This is a genomic window from Danxiaibacter flavus, assembly GCF_041060425.1.
GTDB classification, from domain to species: Bacteria; Bacteroidota; Bacteroidia; order Chitinophagales; family Chitinophagaceae; genus Danxiaibacter; species Danxiaibacter flavus.
The window spans coordinates 64,891-79,824 of record NZ_JAULBC010000007.1 but is presented as its reverse complement, the minus strand read 5'-3'; the positions used below and the strand labels follow the sequence as shown (position 1 = coordinate 79,824).

Genomic DNA, 14,934 nt, shown 5'->3' with positions numbered 1-14,934 from the left:
CGCAAAATACAAATACTATTGGCTTCGCAGAGCATAACAGTTATATATAAATGTTATTTATTGGTCTGAAACACAATAAGCTCTGCTTTGTAAAGTAAGCATTTATGCAGAAAGTACGAATTCTGGTAATGGTTGGTTAGATAGCTTCGGCTTCCTGAACAAGCGTGGCAAAAATTTCTTCAGCACTTTTTGTCTTTGCTTTAAAGGCTGACTGGCCGGCCCAGATAACCATCAGGTCTTCGTTGCCCGCTTTTTGCCCTGCATTTCTTGCGAAGATGGTCAATGGTATTTGATAGGGGTAAGGTGGAACAGTTAACGCCGATTGTTCAACCTGGCGCATGATTTCATTTCTTATTCCGCGCGCCCATCGGCCGGTGATGTTTTTGGTAAGAATAATATCGGTATCAGTTGCGTTAATTAGTTGCTTTTTATGGGAAGGCGATGCACTGCTTTCATTACAGGCGATAAATGCGCTGCCAGCCTGAACACCTTTAGCACCCAGAAGAAAAGCAGCCCGTAACGCTTTTCCATCCATAATACCTCCGGCGGCCAGCACCGGTTTCTTAACCGCATCAACTATTTCTGGGATCAGCGACATCAGCCCGATCACCGGGATCTCATCATCGTGCAAAAAAGTCCCTCTGTGGCCGCCTGCTTCAATTCCCTGTGCTGTAATGATATCAATTCCTTTATCGGCCAATAACTGCGCCTCCTTAAGGCTGGTTGCTGTTCCGATAAGAATTGTACCGTTATTTTTTAGCCTGGCAATAGCTTCATCACTCAGAATACCAAACGTAAAGCTAACCACCGGGATCTTCTCATTAATTAATATATCGATCTGCTCTTCCCATGTGAAAAACTGTAATGACGAAACAGGTTGTTTGGTGAAAGACAGTTGCCTTTTTATTGCAAACTGATATAAGAATTCCTGCATGTCCAGGTATTCCTGCTCATTAACGGCGGGAATGGAATGTGCAAAAAGATTTACTGCAAAAGGCTTATGCGTAAGCGCCCTGGTTTTTTGAATAAGATCTGCAACAACCGTCGCGCTTAAACCGCCAACCGGTAAAGACCCAAGACCACCGGCGTTAGATACGGCTGCAACCATTTCGGGCGTTGATACACCCAACATTGGCGCTTGCACGATAGGATAATCAATTCGTAAAAGATCAGTTACGGTGTTTTTCCATTGCATGTAGCGGTCAGCTGTGAGCTATCAGCTATGAGCTTTAAGCGTTGAAAATGCACTATAAAATACTTGCCTTTTACAAGGCAAACATTTCATTTTTACTTCGGGTTCCTTACTTATAACGTAAAACGTACAACGTACAACGTATAACGTACCACGTATAATTTACAACTTATTCCCTTCCTTCGGAAATACAACCATCGGCTTGTATGTTTTGGCTTCTTCAAAGTCCATGGTAGCATAGGAAATAATGATCACCACATCGCCAACAGCACCTTTACGCGCTGCAGGTCCATTCAGGCAAACAGTTCCGCTACCGCGCTTACCTTTAATAAGGTAAGTTTCCAGTCGCTCGCCGTTGTTTACGTTTACTACCTGAATTTTCTCATTCTCAATGAAATTCGCTGCATCCATCAAATCTTCGTCCAGTGTAAGACTTCCTACATATTGAAGATTTGCCTCAGTTAATACGGCACGATGGATCTTTGATTTTAATACTTCTATTTGCATAGCGGCGCAAAGTTATTGAATAAGAAGAAAGGAACAAGAATATTACTAATTTTGGCGTGCAGACATTAAATGTGGTGATTGAAAATAAGCACAGAAATTATGTTGGACGGGCATTATTACCTAAACGCTTCTACAGATTTTACTTCTTTCGAATTTGACAGTATTGGTCCAAGAGGAATTATCCGGAAGGTTGTCTTATATACTGAACTACATATCAGGAGCTTTTTTAATCTCGCTTTTGGCGATAAAGATGTTCATACAGGTCTGATTTCAGATTTGACCGTTAGCAATAATAATGATAGTGAAAAAGTACTTGCAACAGTTGCAGCAACCCTGTACCTTTTTACCGAATATTACCCGAATGCAACTGTTATTGCCAGCGGAAGTACAGACGCCAGAACCAGGTTATACCGCATAGGTATTTCAAATAACCTGGTGGAAATACAAAAAGATTTTATAATTATGGGACTATGCAACGGAGGTTGGGAGTCTTTTTGCAAAGACCAGGCTTATACCTCTTTTTTAGTGCGCAGAAAACCATAAATTTGACATTGGTATGAAGAATAAGAAACAATCAAAGACATCAAAAACAAAGCGCTTAAAAGGCTTCACGGTTGACCCCGCTTTAGATCATAAATATGATAATCATCCTTTTTTTAAGGAAAAAGCGGAAAAAGCAAACGCTATTCTAAAAGTAGCAGGATTACCCAAATTGTAATAATCCATCAACTGTAGCTGGTTCCAAACGCTCACATATCGCCAATTCTATATGACTTTTCAAGTGGAATATCATTGCTAATACCCCACTTATTGTCAAATGCTTCGTCTTAATTCAGTGTCATATTATCAATCAGCCTCACCGGGTCTTTAAACGCGGCAATTAATGCAACAAGTTTTTGCCCGGGATCATATTTTTCTACCGGCTCAAGTGTGTTGGCATCGGCTATTGCAACATAATCAACTTTTGAAAAGCCTTCGTTTAAGAGAAAATCGGCCCCATTTTGTGTGAGTTCTTCGAAAGATGTTGATTGTATATTATTCTTAATGTGATTGAGCGTTTTATATATAGCCAGCGCTTCTTCTTTAGCGCCATCACTTAACCGCATATTTCTGCTGCTTAAAGCAAGCCCGTCAGCTTCTCTTTTTGTGGGAACGATGATCAGTTCTGTATTAATTTGCTCTATTTCCAGCAATTTTTTAATGACCATGCATTGCTGGTAATCTTTCTGACCCATGAAAAGAGCATCAGGTTGCACAATTTCCAGCAGGCGGTGCACTACCTGGCATACGCCCTGAAAATGTCCGGGCCTGTATTTGCCCTCAAGTATGTTTTCCAGGTAGCCGAGCTCATAATGTTTAACCTCATTTACACCATTGGGATATATTTCTATAACAGCAGGCAGGAAAAGTATGTCCACTTTTTCCTGTTCCAGTAACATTATATCTTTTTCTATTGTGACGGGGTACTTCTCAAAATCTTTAATATCATTAAACTGGGTCGGGTTTACAAAGACGCTGCAAACGGTAACATCAGTTTGTTGTTTTGACTGCCTGATAAGTGACAGGTGTCCCTCGTGCAAAGCACCCATTGTTGGAACAAAGCCAATTTTCTGATTTTTTTCCTTAAGTGTTTTGATCTGAGAACGAATGTCTTGTACGGTTTTATAAAGTATCATACTCACCTAAAAATATGGGTTAATAATCCAGGAATGATTAGTATTGCAACCATTTCTTTACCTTTGCAAATTAATTTGTGGTTTAACAAGCCTAAATTCTGCATAAGAATGTCAACAAAGAAAAGAATTTTATTCATTGCTACGGAAATGTCTCCGTACCTGGAGCTTACGGAATTTGCTGAGATTGTGAACAAGCTGGCAATAAAAAGTAACGAGAGCGGATTAGAAGTTAGATGCATTATGCCACGTTTTGGCGTAATTAATGAACGCAGACACCGGTTACACGAAGTTGTACGTTTATCGGGTATCAATGTTTCGGTTGATAATGATGATTACCCGTTGCAAATTAAGGTTGCATCACTCCCCAACGCCCGCTTACAGGTTTATTTTTTGGACAATGAGGATTTTTTCAAACGCAAGTTCATTTTTACTGACGAAAATGAGCAGTGGTTTGATGATAACGGATTAAGAACCATTTTTTTCTGCAAAGGCGCACTGGAAACAGTAAAAAAATTCGGCTGGCCTCCGGACCTCATCCATTGCAGTGGCTGGATGACCGGTTTAATCCCCATGTACCTGAAGACAGCTTATAAAAAAGAACCAGTGTTCTCACATAGCAAAGTAATCTATACCATCGGTCAAAATACTTTCAAGGAAAAACTGGGAGCAGACTTTGTTGAAAAGGCGAATATCCATGCCAATATTAAAGACAAGGATCTTGAACCTTTTAAAGAAGCTAACAATACTGCACTTTTCAAAGGCGGCGCCACTTATGCAGATGTAATAACTTTTGGGGCCGACAAGGTTGAAAAGAAACTGGTGGAGGAATTTTCTAAAGTAAAAGGTAAAAAGGTAATTCCTTTTGCCGGATGGGACAGCGATTTAACTGAATATATTGATCTGTACCAGGAACTTGCAAAATAATCCTAACAAAATTTATTGCGCGAATATTAAGCATTCAATCTTATATATTTGCATCTCTTTAAAAAAATAATATGCCATACTTATTTACCTCAGAAAGTGTATCTGAAGGTCATCCGGATAAAGTTGCCGACCAGATCTCTGATGCTTTGATAGATAATTTTTTAGCATTTGATCCAAACAGTAAAGTAGCCTGTGAAACATTAGTAACAACCGGACAGGTAGTACTGGCAGGCGAAGTGAAAAGTAAAGCTTATTTAGACGTGCAGGAAATTGCGCGTGGTGTGATCCGCAAAATCGGTTACACTAAAAGCGAATACATGTTTGAAGCACACAGTTGTGGTGTTTTATCTGCTATTCACGAGCAATCTGCTGATATTAACCAGGGCGTTGACAGGACGAAAAAAGAAGAGCAGGGTGCCGGCGACCAGGGTATGATGTTTGGCTATGCAACAAATGAGACTGAAGATTATATGCCTCTGGCATTGGATCTTGCGCATAAATTGTTGCAGGAACTGGCTGTGTTGAGAAGAGAGAACAAACAAATTAAGTATTTGCGTCCTGATGCAAAAAGCCAGGTTACGTTAGAATATGATGATAACAACAAGCCTGTTCGTATCGATGCTATCGTAGTATCTACCCAGCACGATGACTTCGACACAGAAGCTAAAATGCAGAAAAAGATCAATGATGATATCATCAACATTCTTGTTCCCCGCATTAAATCAAAATACAAGAAATACGCAAAACTGTTCAACGATAAGATCAAATATCACATTAACCCAACAGGAAAATTTGTGATCGGTGGTCCGCACGGTGATACAGGTTTAACAGGCCGTAAGATCATCGTAGATACTTACGGTGGTAAAGGAGCTCACGGTGGTGGTGCATTCAGCGGTAAAGATCCCAGTAAAGTTGACCGCAGCGCTGCTTATGCTACACGTCACATTGCAAAGAACCTGGTAGCCGCAGGTGTTTGTGATGAAGTGCTGGTTCAGGTTTCTTATGCTATTGGCGTTGCAGAACCAATGGGAGTTTATGTAAACACCTACGGTACTGCAAAAGTTGAACTAAGCGATGGCGAAATTGCAAAGATCGTTTCAGGCATTTTCGATATGCGTCCTTACTTTATTGAACAACGTCTTAAACTGCGTAATCCTATTTATAGCGAGACTGCAGCTTACGGACACATGGGCCGCAAACCTGAAGTTGTAAATAAAGAATTCGCTTCTCCAGATGGTAAAGTGATCAAGAAGAAAGTAGAATTATTTACCTGGGAAAAACTGGATTATGTTCCTAAGGTGAAGAAAGCTTTCGGAATTAAGTAAGCCAGAAAAACTTACGTATATGGCCCTGGATAACTCCGGGGCTTTTTGTTTTAGCCACAGAAACACTGAAACACGGAATTTTTGAACCACAGAGTTAATGGAGTTTTTTCACGGAGTTTCACAGAAATTGTTCTATTGTGACTTTCATAAAGACCCGGTTAGCAATGGTTCAAAAGCAACGAGTTGTTCTAAAATTTTGGATCACTCAGTGCTTCAGTGCCTCTGTGACTATTGAATATTTTCCCCGTTACTCTGTGAAAAAAACTCCGTGCCATCTGTGGTAAAAAAACTCGCGTTAGCGAGTCCGTCGTTACATGATTCAAAATTTCTAACTTTACAACACAAGTTTTAATATGCACGATATAGAACCTTTTTTTAACTGGCGGCACATGTATACATCTGAAGAAGATCCGCGCTCACCGTTCTATGGTAGAACGTACAGCGAGTTCGAATTTTCGCAGGCTGTATATAATTATTATATCCACCCGCAGTGGGATGAGTTTGGCAGCAGGACGCTTTATATGAAGATCATCTACGCCGATTATGAACTCAACTTTGCCGTGCTTGAATTAATTGGTGAATGGAACGATGCTATCGAAAATGATATTATGACGCTTAAGCGCGATGTGATAGATAAACTGTTTGCAGAAGGCATCACCAAATTTATTCTAATAGGAGAGAATGTATTAAACTTTCACAGTGGAGATCGTGATTATTACCAGGAATGGTTTGAAGAAGTGACTGATGAAAATGGATGGATTGTTATATTAAACATGCCTGAATCTACTCAACATGATTTCAGAAAGAAAAAACTTAACCACTATATTGAACTGATTGATTTGCCCGAATGGAGAACATACAAACCTTATCACCTGTTCAGAAAGATAGATAACGACATCAGCAAGCGATTAGATATTTAATGCGCATTATAGCAACGTGTGGAATTCTTAATGCTCATTCAATACAATCGAAATACCTCCTTAATATTATCTTTGACCGACTTCTCATTTTTTTTTATTACGATTTTATATCTACTGTATCAGTTGACGGGTATGCGTTTGAGCATTTGAACCTGTTAGTATTTTGTGGCACGCGTTAATTTTTTGGCAACGTTTTTGAAAACCTAGCCCTGGTTACCATATTATTTAACGCTCACTCTCACAGGTATGCTAAGAAAATTTTACGCATTTATCCTGGTAGCTACTTCTTTGTTTTGTTCAATCGCTTCATTAGCTCAAACAAGCTCAAGAACAGTAAGTGGTAAGTTATTGGGATTAGAAGGCGCTCCTCAACCGGGGTATGTGCTACAATCAAAATCTTTATCTGATTCATCAACAACTGATGATACAAGAAAGTTCTCACTCAAAGTTGCATCGGCAGATACTATTTTTATTTTGTATCAGTCTGCTCAGCTAGGATCTTTTAAAGTGCCTGAAACAGATAATTTCCAGGTACAATTTGCTGAAGGCAATAAGTTTAAAATTACTGCGATCAGTGCAGCAGAAGCAAAGCCTGCTGCGCAAGCTGATTCGCTTCCGCATGCGACAAAAGACTCTGCGATGAAAGACAGCCTGGCTGCTGCACCCGCTCCCGATAGTTCAAACAAACAAGCGGTTACAGGTGACTCAACAAAGACAACTGATTCAGTTTTCGTTACCGGTAAAGTAACAGATCTCAACAACAAGCCGATTGCTTTTGTTGCGATATCAGTTAATGGAAAGTCTTATACTTCTGAAGAAAACGGAAGCTTCAAGATCCCATTCAAACCCGGCTCGTCTGTTAAGTTTTCCGCTGTCGGGTTCAGTGGAAAAGAACAGGTAATAACGGCCTATGACAAGCCATTGTTGATACAATTGGCTTCAGCCAAAAACACACAGGATCTGCAGGAAGTTAAAGTAACGGCCCTTGGATTATCGAAGAAAGGTAAGGCTGTCGGTTATAGTGTGCAGGAAGTAAAAGGAGATGTTGTGCAGGTTGCTAAAGAGCCCAACTTTGTAAATGCTTTACAAGGTAAGCTGGCCGGCGTACAAATCAATGGCAACACGGGTTCCATGGGTGGTTCATCAAAAGTTACCATACGCGGATCGAAATCAATTACCGGTAATAACAACGCATTGTTTGTTGTTGACGGAATTTTTATGGGCAATAACAATTCAGTGCCAAGTTACAACCAGGCAATTGGTGGAGGCGGATATGATTATGGAAGCCCGATACAGGATATAAATCCGGACGATATTGATCAGATCTCCGTATTGAAAGGCGCTGCTGCAACTGCATTGTATGGAAGCCGCGGTTCTAACGGCGTTGTGCTTATTACAACCAAGAAAACTTCGGGCAGTGGAAAGCTTGGTATTACATATAGCCTGAACGCGCAAATGGACCAGGTATATGTGCTTCCCCATTACCAGGATAAATTTGGCGGTGGTGGAGCCGACCTGACGAACCCCGGCTTTGTGTCGTCAAATTTTGATACGCTGTGGTATAATCAGCATCCGGAGCAATTTTTAAGCAGTACTTCTCCAACCTACCAGGATGCTGTAAGAGGAGGGTATGATCTGATGCCGCAGTATGCTGTGGATGAATCGTGGGGACCAGCACTGAATGGCCAGGTGATCAGACCTTATTATTCGTTTGACCGCAATAAGAACAATCCTTACTTCGGACAAACATCCACATGGTCACCACAACCAAACAATGTAAGAGATTTTTATAGAAACGGCCTTACGCTCACCAATAGCATTAGTGTTGGAGGAGCAGGGGATAAGGGCACATTCAGGCTTTCTTACAGCAATATGACGCAAAAGTTTGTGTTGCCTAATTCTGATATGAGCCGCAATAACATTGGCTTTAACGGAACATACAAAGTGAATAAGGCAATTACAGCTGTTGCGAGCGCCAACTATTCTTACAACAGGGCTACGGGCCGACCTGGTACTGGTTTTTCAGGAGCAAACCCGACGGAAATATTCAGCATGTACAGTCAACGCCAACTGGAAATTGATAAGCTGAAGTTCTATCAGTTTGCAGACGGATCGCAGGTAAGCTGGAACCGTAAATCTTTTGATGATCCTACACCTGCATCTGCAACTTCTCCTTACTGGACAGCCAATAAAGGTTATGAAAGCGATAGCAGATCACGCTTGTTCGGTATGGCAGGTTTTGAAGTAAAGCCTGTTGACTGGTTGAATCTTTCTGCCAAAGTATTCATGGATCAATTCACCACTTTGCAGGAAGAAAGATCGCCAAAAGATTACCAGGCAGGCGGCTACACGAGAACAGACAGAAACTTCCAGGAACTGAACTACCAGTTTCTTGCAACCGCCAGAAAAGACCTGAGTAAAAAGCTTGATCTTACTGCAACCATTGGCGGTAACATTATGCAACAACAGGATGCGGTTAACATCGGAAGTTTTACAGGATTAATAGTGCCTGATATCTATAATTTCAGAAATGCTGCGGGAAGGGTAACATACACGCCATACTTGTTTAAAAAGCAGATCAATTCTGCATTTGGTGATGTTTTGCTCGGATATGACAATACTGTATTTCTTGAAATTACGGGACGTAATGATTGGTCCTCAACACTAGCGAAAGGCAACAATTCATATTTCTATCCTTCAGCCTCATTATCCATGGTATTCTCCGACTGGTTGAAATGGAAATGGTTAAGTTTCGGTAAAGTAAGAACAAGTGTTGCACAGATAGGAAGCGACACAGATCCCTACAGAACTTATCTCGCTTATAGTGTTCCAAATCTTTTTGGCAGCGATCCAATCATCACCAAAGATCCTTATTTAAATAATGATCAGCTAAAACCGGAGCGTAGCACTGAAGTTGAAGCGGGGCTTGAATTGAAATTTCTGCATAACCGTGCGGGCCTTGACGTAACTGTGTACAACAGGGAAACAAAAGATCTTATCATGCCATTGCAGGTTTCTCAAACAAGTGGTTACAATTACTACTATGCTAATGTTGGCAGGTCAAGAACAAAAGGTATAGAAATACAGTTAAGCGGCAGACCAATAGAACTGAAGAACAGTTTTACATGGGACATTGGGGTAAACTTTGCGCTTAATCGCAGTAAACTGCTGGCACTGAATGTACCAAACAACCCGGATGTTGACCGTTACATTGTTGGTACAGAGAGAAGACGCAATTCGGTTTCAACAGCCGCAATTGTAGGACAGCCTTTATTTGTGCTGACAGGAACAGATTATACTTATGATAACAATCACAATAAAATAGTTGATTCAAGCGGGCACTATGTTCCTTCAAGTGCTACAAATATCATAGGAACTACGCAGCCTGATTTTATTGGTGGCATATCTAACACTTTTAGTTATAAAGGAATTTCATTGAGTGCATTGATCGATTTTCAAAAAGGTGGCAACTTCTTCTCCTACACAAATATGTATGGACTGTCTTCCGGTTTATTGTACGAAACTGCGGCAGATAACATCAGGGAAAACGGTGTTGTGCCCGAAGGTGTGACTGCTGACGGTAAAATGAATACAACCCATATAAGCGCAGCAGATCATTTTAAAAACAACTTCGGAACAAAAATAAACAAGGCAAATGTGTATGATGAAAGCTACATCTACCTAAGAGAAGTTCGCCTTGGTTATTCCCTTCCTGAAAAATGGGTGAAAGCCATCCGTGGAAAAAATGCCACATTATCTCTCTATGGCAGAAACTTGTGGTTGATCCAGACCAACGCGCCAAATGTTGATCCTTCCAATATTATCAATTCAGACAGCAATATACAGGGACTTGAGGGTGGTGCATTGCCTTCTATCAGGTCTTATGGTGTAAACTTAAATATTGGCTTCTAATAATCTAATAATATGAAACATACACTCATTATAAAAACATGTGGTTTAATTATAGCAGCGTGCATGTTGCAGTCCTGCACCAAAAGTTTTGAAGAGCTCAATAAGGATCCAACCAAACCAACTGATGCACCGGCAGAGAATATCATTACCGGTGCGGAAAAGGCTGCGTCCGATGTGATGTACAACAACTATGTGAATGGCAAGATTGGTATGTTGTATTCACAATTCTGGTCACAAACACAAAAGGAATCTGATAGTCAGTATCAGTTGGACGAAGGCTGCAACAATACTTTGTGGGGATTATACAGTGGAGCGCTTTCAAACCTTGACCAGGTAGTACAATTACACAACGCAAATCCGGAGGCCGTTACGCAAAATGAAGCCGCCGTTGCAAATATTCTTAGTGTGTGGCTATTTCATGTGTTGACGGATGTTTATGGAAATGTTCCATATGCCGATGCACTAAAGGGGCTTGAAAACTTCACCCCAGCTTATACGGATGCTGCGACCATCTACGATAGCCTGTTGCAAAAACTGGATGTGCAGATTGCCATGTTTGACACTACAAAAGCCACTTTCAAAAGTGGTGAGCTGATCTATAATGGTGATATCACGAAATGGAAAAAACTGGCCAATTCATTAAAGCTGAGAATTGGTATCAGGATGGCAGATGCAAATCCTGCAAAAGCTAAACAGGCCATAGAATCCGCCGTGGCATCTGGTGTGATTGTTTCAAATGATGACAATGCTTTGTTTCCTTATTATACTACCATTCCCGATCAGTTCCCGTTTAACGAGCAATCAGGCGCTGGAACTCCAAATGATTATGTGATGAGTGAAACGGCTGTAAACTTTATGAAGCAGATCAATGATCCACGGTTGGCTATATATGCGAGACCTGCGAAGGATGATGATGCGATCAGGGGAAAAGTTTATGGACAGGGTTCGTTTTCTAATGATTTCACTTACTATTCCTACCCAGGTACGAAAGTGTATTCACCGGACTTTCCTGGTATAATTATAACCGCGGCAGAAGTGGAGTTTGCTTTAGCCGAGGCTGCTCAGCGAGGCTTTAATGTGGGCGGTTCGGCAGCAGATCATTACGCAAACGGTATAAAGGTGAGTATGCAATTCTGGGGTGTTAGTGATGCTGACGCCACCGCTTATCTCGCCAATGTTCCATATCAGGAAGCCAGGTGGAAAGATTGCATTGGTGCACAAAAATGGCTGGCACTCTATATGCAAGGCTTGCAATCCTGGGCAGAAAGAATACGCCTGGATTTTAAAAATCCGGTTGACGGAAGCGAGATCTTTGCCAAGCCCAAGAGTCTAGACCCGACTGTTACCACGGTTCCATTTAGATTGACTTATCCGATCTCTGAAGGAAATATTAATCGGGTGAATTACCAGGCAGCAGGAGAGGCCATTGGTGGCGACGCGAAAGGAACGAGGTTGTGGTGGAATAAGAATTAAAGTAAAAATTCAAAAATCAAAAGTCAATTAAGAAGCTCCGCAAATAGACAGGGTTGCGGGGCTTTTAATTGCTGGTATGAATGCCGGATGTACTAATAGAATTGACTTGAAAGCTGTTTGTTTGGTTTTTTCTACTACTAAAACGCTTCAGAATTGGGTTGGAGGTTTGGGTAAAATATTTCATTATGAAAAGGACTTTTTTCGTGATTGCAGCAATGGTAACAACATCTGTTTTTGCGCAAGACAAGCAAACAAATGTTCCTGTAGAAGTAAAAAATGCATTTAAGAAAAATTTTACAGGTGTTTCAAATATCAAATGGGAAAAGGAAGGAGGTGAGTATGAAGTAAGTTTTTCTAAATCAGGAAAGCAAATGTCCGCGGTATATAGCGCTGGTGGTAATCTGAAGGAAACCGAAGAAGTGATTGCAATTAATGAATTGCCCGTGGGTATAGATGCTTATGTTGCACAACATTATAAAGGAAGCAAAATCAAAGAAGCTGCAAAGATCAAAAAGGCAAATGGAGAGATTAACTACGAAGCGGAAGTGAACAAAGTTGATGTGCTTTTTGATAGTAAGGGCAAATTTCTGAAGGAAGTAAAGGAATAAGAAAACTGGATCCGTCAGCTTTTTATTCTTCAGAAAATACTCAGAATCGTTATCCATCTTTGGATAATGAGTAAGGTTTGCAGCGTGTTCTTTTTTTGCATTTTGTTTGGAGCGGCAAGTGTTAGAGGTCAGGCAGATTCATCGCATGTTCAATTGTCATTGCAAGACACTGTAACTGTTTCGCCCAAAAAAGCTTATAACCCCTACCGCTGGACGGTCGCCGGCACTATTATACCTGCCGGCTTGATTTCTTACGGTGTAATTGCCTTGCACAGCGGGTCGCTAAAGGATGTGAATGAATATTTTCATGACCGAATGTGGACGAGTCATCCGCATAATCCGGTACATGTAGACAATTACCTGCAATGGGCACCTGCTGTCGCGGTATACGGACTAAACCTTGCCGGTGTAAAAGGGTACCATAATTTGAGAGACAGAAGCATAATTTACGGCATGTCCCTGGTTATTATGAGTTCTGTGACTGTTGTCACTAAAAATATTTCCCACGAATGGCGCCCCGATATGTCTGATGATAAATCTTTTCCTTCTGGTCACACAGCGAATGCCTTTGCAGCTGCAGAATTTATGCGGCGTGAATACAGCAACGTTTCTCCATGGTATGGAATAGCCGGATATGCTGCGGCAGCTGCTACAGGTTATTTCAGAATGTACAATAACAAGCATTGGTTCAGCGATGTGGTAGGAGGGGCTGGTGTTGGCATTTTGTCTACTAACGTCGCTTACTGGGTTTATCCATCCATAAAAAAATGGTTATTTAAAAATGATAAAACCGGGCATACGATGGCTTTGCCTTTTTACCAAAACGGTGTAACGGGACTGGCATTTGTGCATCAATTATAGTATGTTGAAAATCAGTAACATTACAAATCCTTCACAATGAAATATAAGTTCTTCAAAAGTGCCCTCGCTGCAGTCTTTATATTTACTGGTTTGGTTACCAAGGCTCAACAAAATGATTATCAATTAAAACAAAAGTTCTACATAAGCGGAACGGGAGGTTGGGATTATCTTGCTGTTAATGCAAACAAACTATATGTGTCTCATGGAACTCAGGTAGATATTGTAGATAAAGCGACGGGAGATTCCCTCGGTGTTATACCAAACACAGACGGCGTTCACGGAATCGCGTTTATAGACTCCCGGAATAAAGGATATACAAGCAATGGCAAGCTGAATACAATAACTGTGTTTGATTTGTCTAACGGCAAGGCATTGACGCAGATAGTAGTAGGTCAGAATCCTGACGCAATTATGTATGAACCTTTCATTAAAAAAATTATAACCTGTAATGGCAGAAGTAATGATTTGAGCATTGTTGATCCTAATGCCGAAAAGCTGGTTGCTACAATTGCGGTAGGTGGCAAACCAGAGACCGCCGTCAGTGACGGTGCTGGAAAATTATTTGTGAATATTGAGGATAGAAATGAAGTGGTTTGCATAGATCTGAAATCCCTCCGGGTGGAAAAAAGATGGAAGCTTGATCCGGCGGAAGGCCCGACTGGTTTGGCTTATGATGCCGACGCTAAACGCCTTTTCGTAGGTTGCGAGAAGAAACTGGTGGTTCTTAACGCATCTACTGGTGCCATAGTTAAGCAGATCACTATCGGTGATGGTTGTGACGGGGTTGTTTTTGACAGAACCACCAAAACCATCTTTACTTCCAACGGGGAGGGGACAATGACTGTTATTGAAGAAAAATCAGCGCAGGAATATGTTGTGAAAGAAAATGTAGTAACAAAGAAAGGAGCACGCACTATAACGATTGATGAGACCACGCATTCTGTTTATTTGCCGGTTGCTGAATACGAAGAAAGCCCATCTCAAGGCAGACACGTAAAGCCCGGAACATTTCATGTGATGGTTTTCAAAAAGTAAAGATAGATTTTCCGTACACCTTAGCGCCGTTGCTTCTTTGCGTTCTTTGCGTGAAAAAAAAACGTTTCACGCGGCGCACGCGGAGAAGCAGCGACGCAGCGAGTTTGGTATGTACACCTTAGCGCCGTTGCTCTTTTGCGTTCTTTGCGTGAAATAAGGTTTCACGCGGCGGTCGCAACGGAAAGGCGACGCGGCGAGTTTCCGCTTAGCCTTCGCCATTGCTCCTTTGCGTTCTTTGCGTGAAATAAGGAGGGTTTCACGCGGCGGTCGCAACGGAAAGGCGACGCAGCGAGTTTTTCCACTTATCCTTAGCGTCGTTGCTTCTTTGCGTTCTTTGCGTGAAATTTTTCCACTTACCCTTTGCGCCGTTGCTCCTTTGCGTTCTTTGCGAGAAATAAACAGAGGTTTCACGCGGCGGTCGCAACGGAAAGGCGACGCAGCGAGTTTTTCCACTTAACCTTTTGCGCCGTTGCTCCTTTGCGTTCGCTGCGAGAAATAAAT

The 14,934-nt window shown here is 41.4% G+C and carries 13 protein-coding genes; 10 read left to right on the top strand and 3 right to left on the bottom strand.

Annotated elements, in window-relative coordinates:
- Nucleotides 1-136: 136 nt before the first annotated feature.
- On the bottom strand, nt 137-1,195 hold the full coding sequence (locus QTN47_RS19770) for an NAD(P)H-dependent flavin oxidoreductase (protein ID WP_369331145.1): 1,059 nt from the start codon (nt 1,193-1,195) through the stop codon (nt 137-139).
- Between the two features lie 159 nt (nt 1,196-1,354).
- Entirely contained in the window at nt 1,355-1,699 is a 345-nt protein-coding gene (gene panD / locus QTN47_RS19765; protein ID WP_369331144.1) for an aspartate 1-decarboxylase, read from the bottom strand.
- Between the two features lie 78 nt (nt 1,700-1,777).
- Between panD and QTN47_RS19760 the strand changes: the two genes are divergently transcribed.
- Nucleotides 1,778-2,242, top strand: coding sequence for a DUF6934 family protein (locus QTN47_RS19760; protein ID WP_369331143.1), 465 nt, complete (start codon nt 1,778-1,780; stop codon nt 2,240-2,242).
- A 13-nt stretch (nt 2,243-2,255) separates the two neighbouring features.
- Nucleotides 2,256-2,417 (top strand): hypothetical protein, encoded by a 162-nt coding sequence (locus QTN47_RS19755; RefSeq protein ID WP_369331142.1) that lies wholly within the window; start codon nt 2,256-2,258, stop codon nt 2,415-2,417.
- A 109-nt stretch (nt 2,418-2,526) separates the two neighbouring features.
- Here QTN47_RS19755 and panC read toward each other — a convergent pair whose 3' ends face one another.
- The gene (gene panC, locus QTN47_RS19750; protein ID WP_369331141.1) at nt 2,527-3,375 is read right to left on the bottom strand and encodes a pantoate--beta-alanine ligase; all 849 of its coding nucleotides are present in this window, start codon (nt 3,373-3,375) and stop codon (nt 2,527-2,529) included.
- 108 nt (nt 3,376-3,483) lie between these two features.
- On the opposite strand from panC, the gene QTN47_RS19745 reads away from it, so the two are divergent.
- The 8 genes from QTN47_RS19745 to QTN47_RS19710 all read left to right on the top strand — a co-directional run bounded on the left by QTN47_RS19745 (nt 3,484) and on the right by QTN47_RS19710 (nt 14,433).
- The gene (locus tag QTN47_RS19745) at nt 3,484-4,299 is read left to right on the top strand and encodes a glycogen/starch synthase (protein ID WP_369331140.1); all 816 of its coding nucleotides are present in this window, start codon (nt 3,484-3,486) and stop codon (nt 4,297-4,299) included.
- Between the two features lie 71 nt (nt 4,300-4,370).
- Entirely contained in the window at nt 4,371-5,624 is a 1,254-nt protein-coding gene (gene metK, locus QTN47_RS19740; protein ID WP_369331139.1) for a methionine adenosyltransferase, read from the top strand.
- Nucleotides 5,625-6,013: 389 nt separating this feature from the next.
- Nucleotides 6,014-6,544: a hypothetical protein gene (locus QTN47_RS19735; RefSeq protein WP_369331138.1), complete on the top strand. Its 531-nt coding sequence runs from the start codon at nt 6,014-6,016 to the stop codon at nt 6,542-6,544.
- Nucleotides 6,545-6,790: 246 nt separating this feature from the next.
- Nucleotides 6,791-10,456, top strand: a complete 3,666-nt coding sequence (locus tag QTN47_RS19730; RefSeq protein ID WP_369331137.1) for a SusC/RagA family TonB-linked outer membrane protein — start codon at nt 6,791-6,793, stop codon at nt 10,454-10,456.
- 12 nt (nt 10,457-10,468) lie between these two features.
- Entirely contained in the window at nt 10,469-11,929 is a 1,461-nt protein-coding gene (locus QTN47_RS19725) for a SusD/RagB family nutrient-binding outer membrane lipoprotein (RefSeq protein WP_369331136.1), read from the top strand.
- Nucleotides 11,930-12,114: 185 nt separating this feature from the next.
- Nucleotides 12,115-12,537, top strand: a complete 423-nt coding sequence (locus QTN47_RS19720) for a PepSY-like domain-containing protein (protein ID WP_369331135.1) — start codon at nt 12,115-12,117, stop codon at nt 12,535-12,537.
- Nucleotides 12,538-12,603: 66 nt separating this feature from the next.
- Nucleotides 12,604-13,398, top strand: coding sequence for a phosphatase PAP2 family protein (locus QTN47_RS19715; RefSeq protein ID WP_369331134.1), 795 nt, complete (start codon nt 12,604-12,606; stop codon nt 13,396-13,398).
- Nucleotides 13,399-13,434: 36 nt separating this feature from the next.
- Entirely contained in the window at nt 13,435-14,433 is a 999-nt protein-coding gene (locus tag QTN47_RS19710) for a YncE family protein (protein WP_369331133.1), read from the top strand.
- Nucleotides 14,434-14,934 lie beyond the last annotated feature (501 nt).

Coding starts and splice junctions, on each gene's coding strand:
- QTN47_RS19770 (WP_369331145.1), bottom strand. CDS start 1,195: ATGCAATGGAAAAACACCGTAACTGATCTTTTACGAATTGATTATCCT.
- metK (WP_369331139.1), top strand. CDS start 4,371: ATGCCATACTTATTTACCTCAGAAAGTGTATCTGAAGGTCATCCGGAT.
- QTN47_RS19755 (WP_369331142.1), top strand. CDS start 2,256: ATGAAGAATAAGAAACAATCAAAGACATCAAAAACAAAGCGCTTAAAA.
- QTN47_RS19710 (WP_369331133.1), top strand. CDS start 13,435: ATGAAATATAAGTTCTTCAAAAGTGCCCTCGCTGCAGTCTTTATATTT.
- QTN47_RS19715 (WP_369331134.1), top strand. CDS start 12,604: ATGAGTAAGGTTTGCAGCGTGTTCTTTTTTTGCATTTTGTTTGGAGCG.
- QTN47_RS19745 (WP_369331140.1), top strand. CDS start 3,484: ATGTCAACAAAGAAAAGAATTTTATTCATTGCTACGGAAATGTCTCCG.
- QTN47_RS19735 (WP_369331138.1), top strand. CDS start 6,014: ATGTATACATCTGAAGAAGATCCGCGCTCACCGTTCTATGGTAGAACG.
- QTN47_RS19725 (WP_369331136.1), top strand. CDS start 10,469: ATGAAACATACACTCATTATAAAAACATGTGGTTTAATTATAGCAGCG.
- panD (WP_369331144.1), bottom strand. CDS start 1,699: ATGCAAATAGAAGTATTAAAATCAAAGATCCATCGTGCCGTATTAACT.
- QTN47_RS19720 (WP_369331135.1), top strand. CDS start 12,115: ATGAAAAGGACTTTTTTCGTGATTGCAGCAATGGTAACAACATCTGTT.
- panC (WP_369331141.1), bottom strand. CDS start 3,375: ATGATACTTTATAAAACCGTACAAGACATTCGTTCTCAGATCAAAACA.
- QTN47_RS19730 (WP_369331137.1), top strand. CDS start 6,791: ATGCTAAGAAAATTTTACGCATTTATCCTGGTAGCTACTTCTTTGTTT.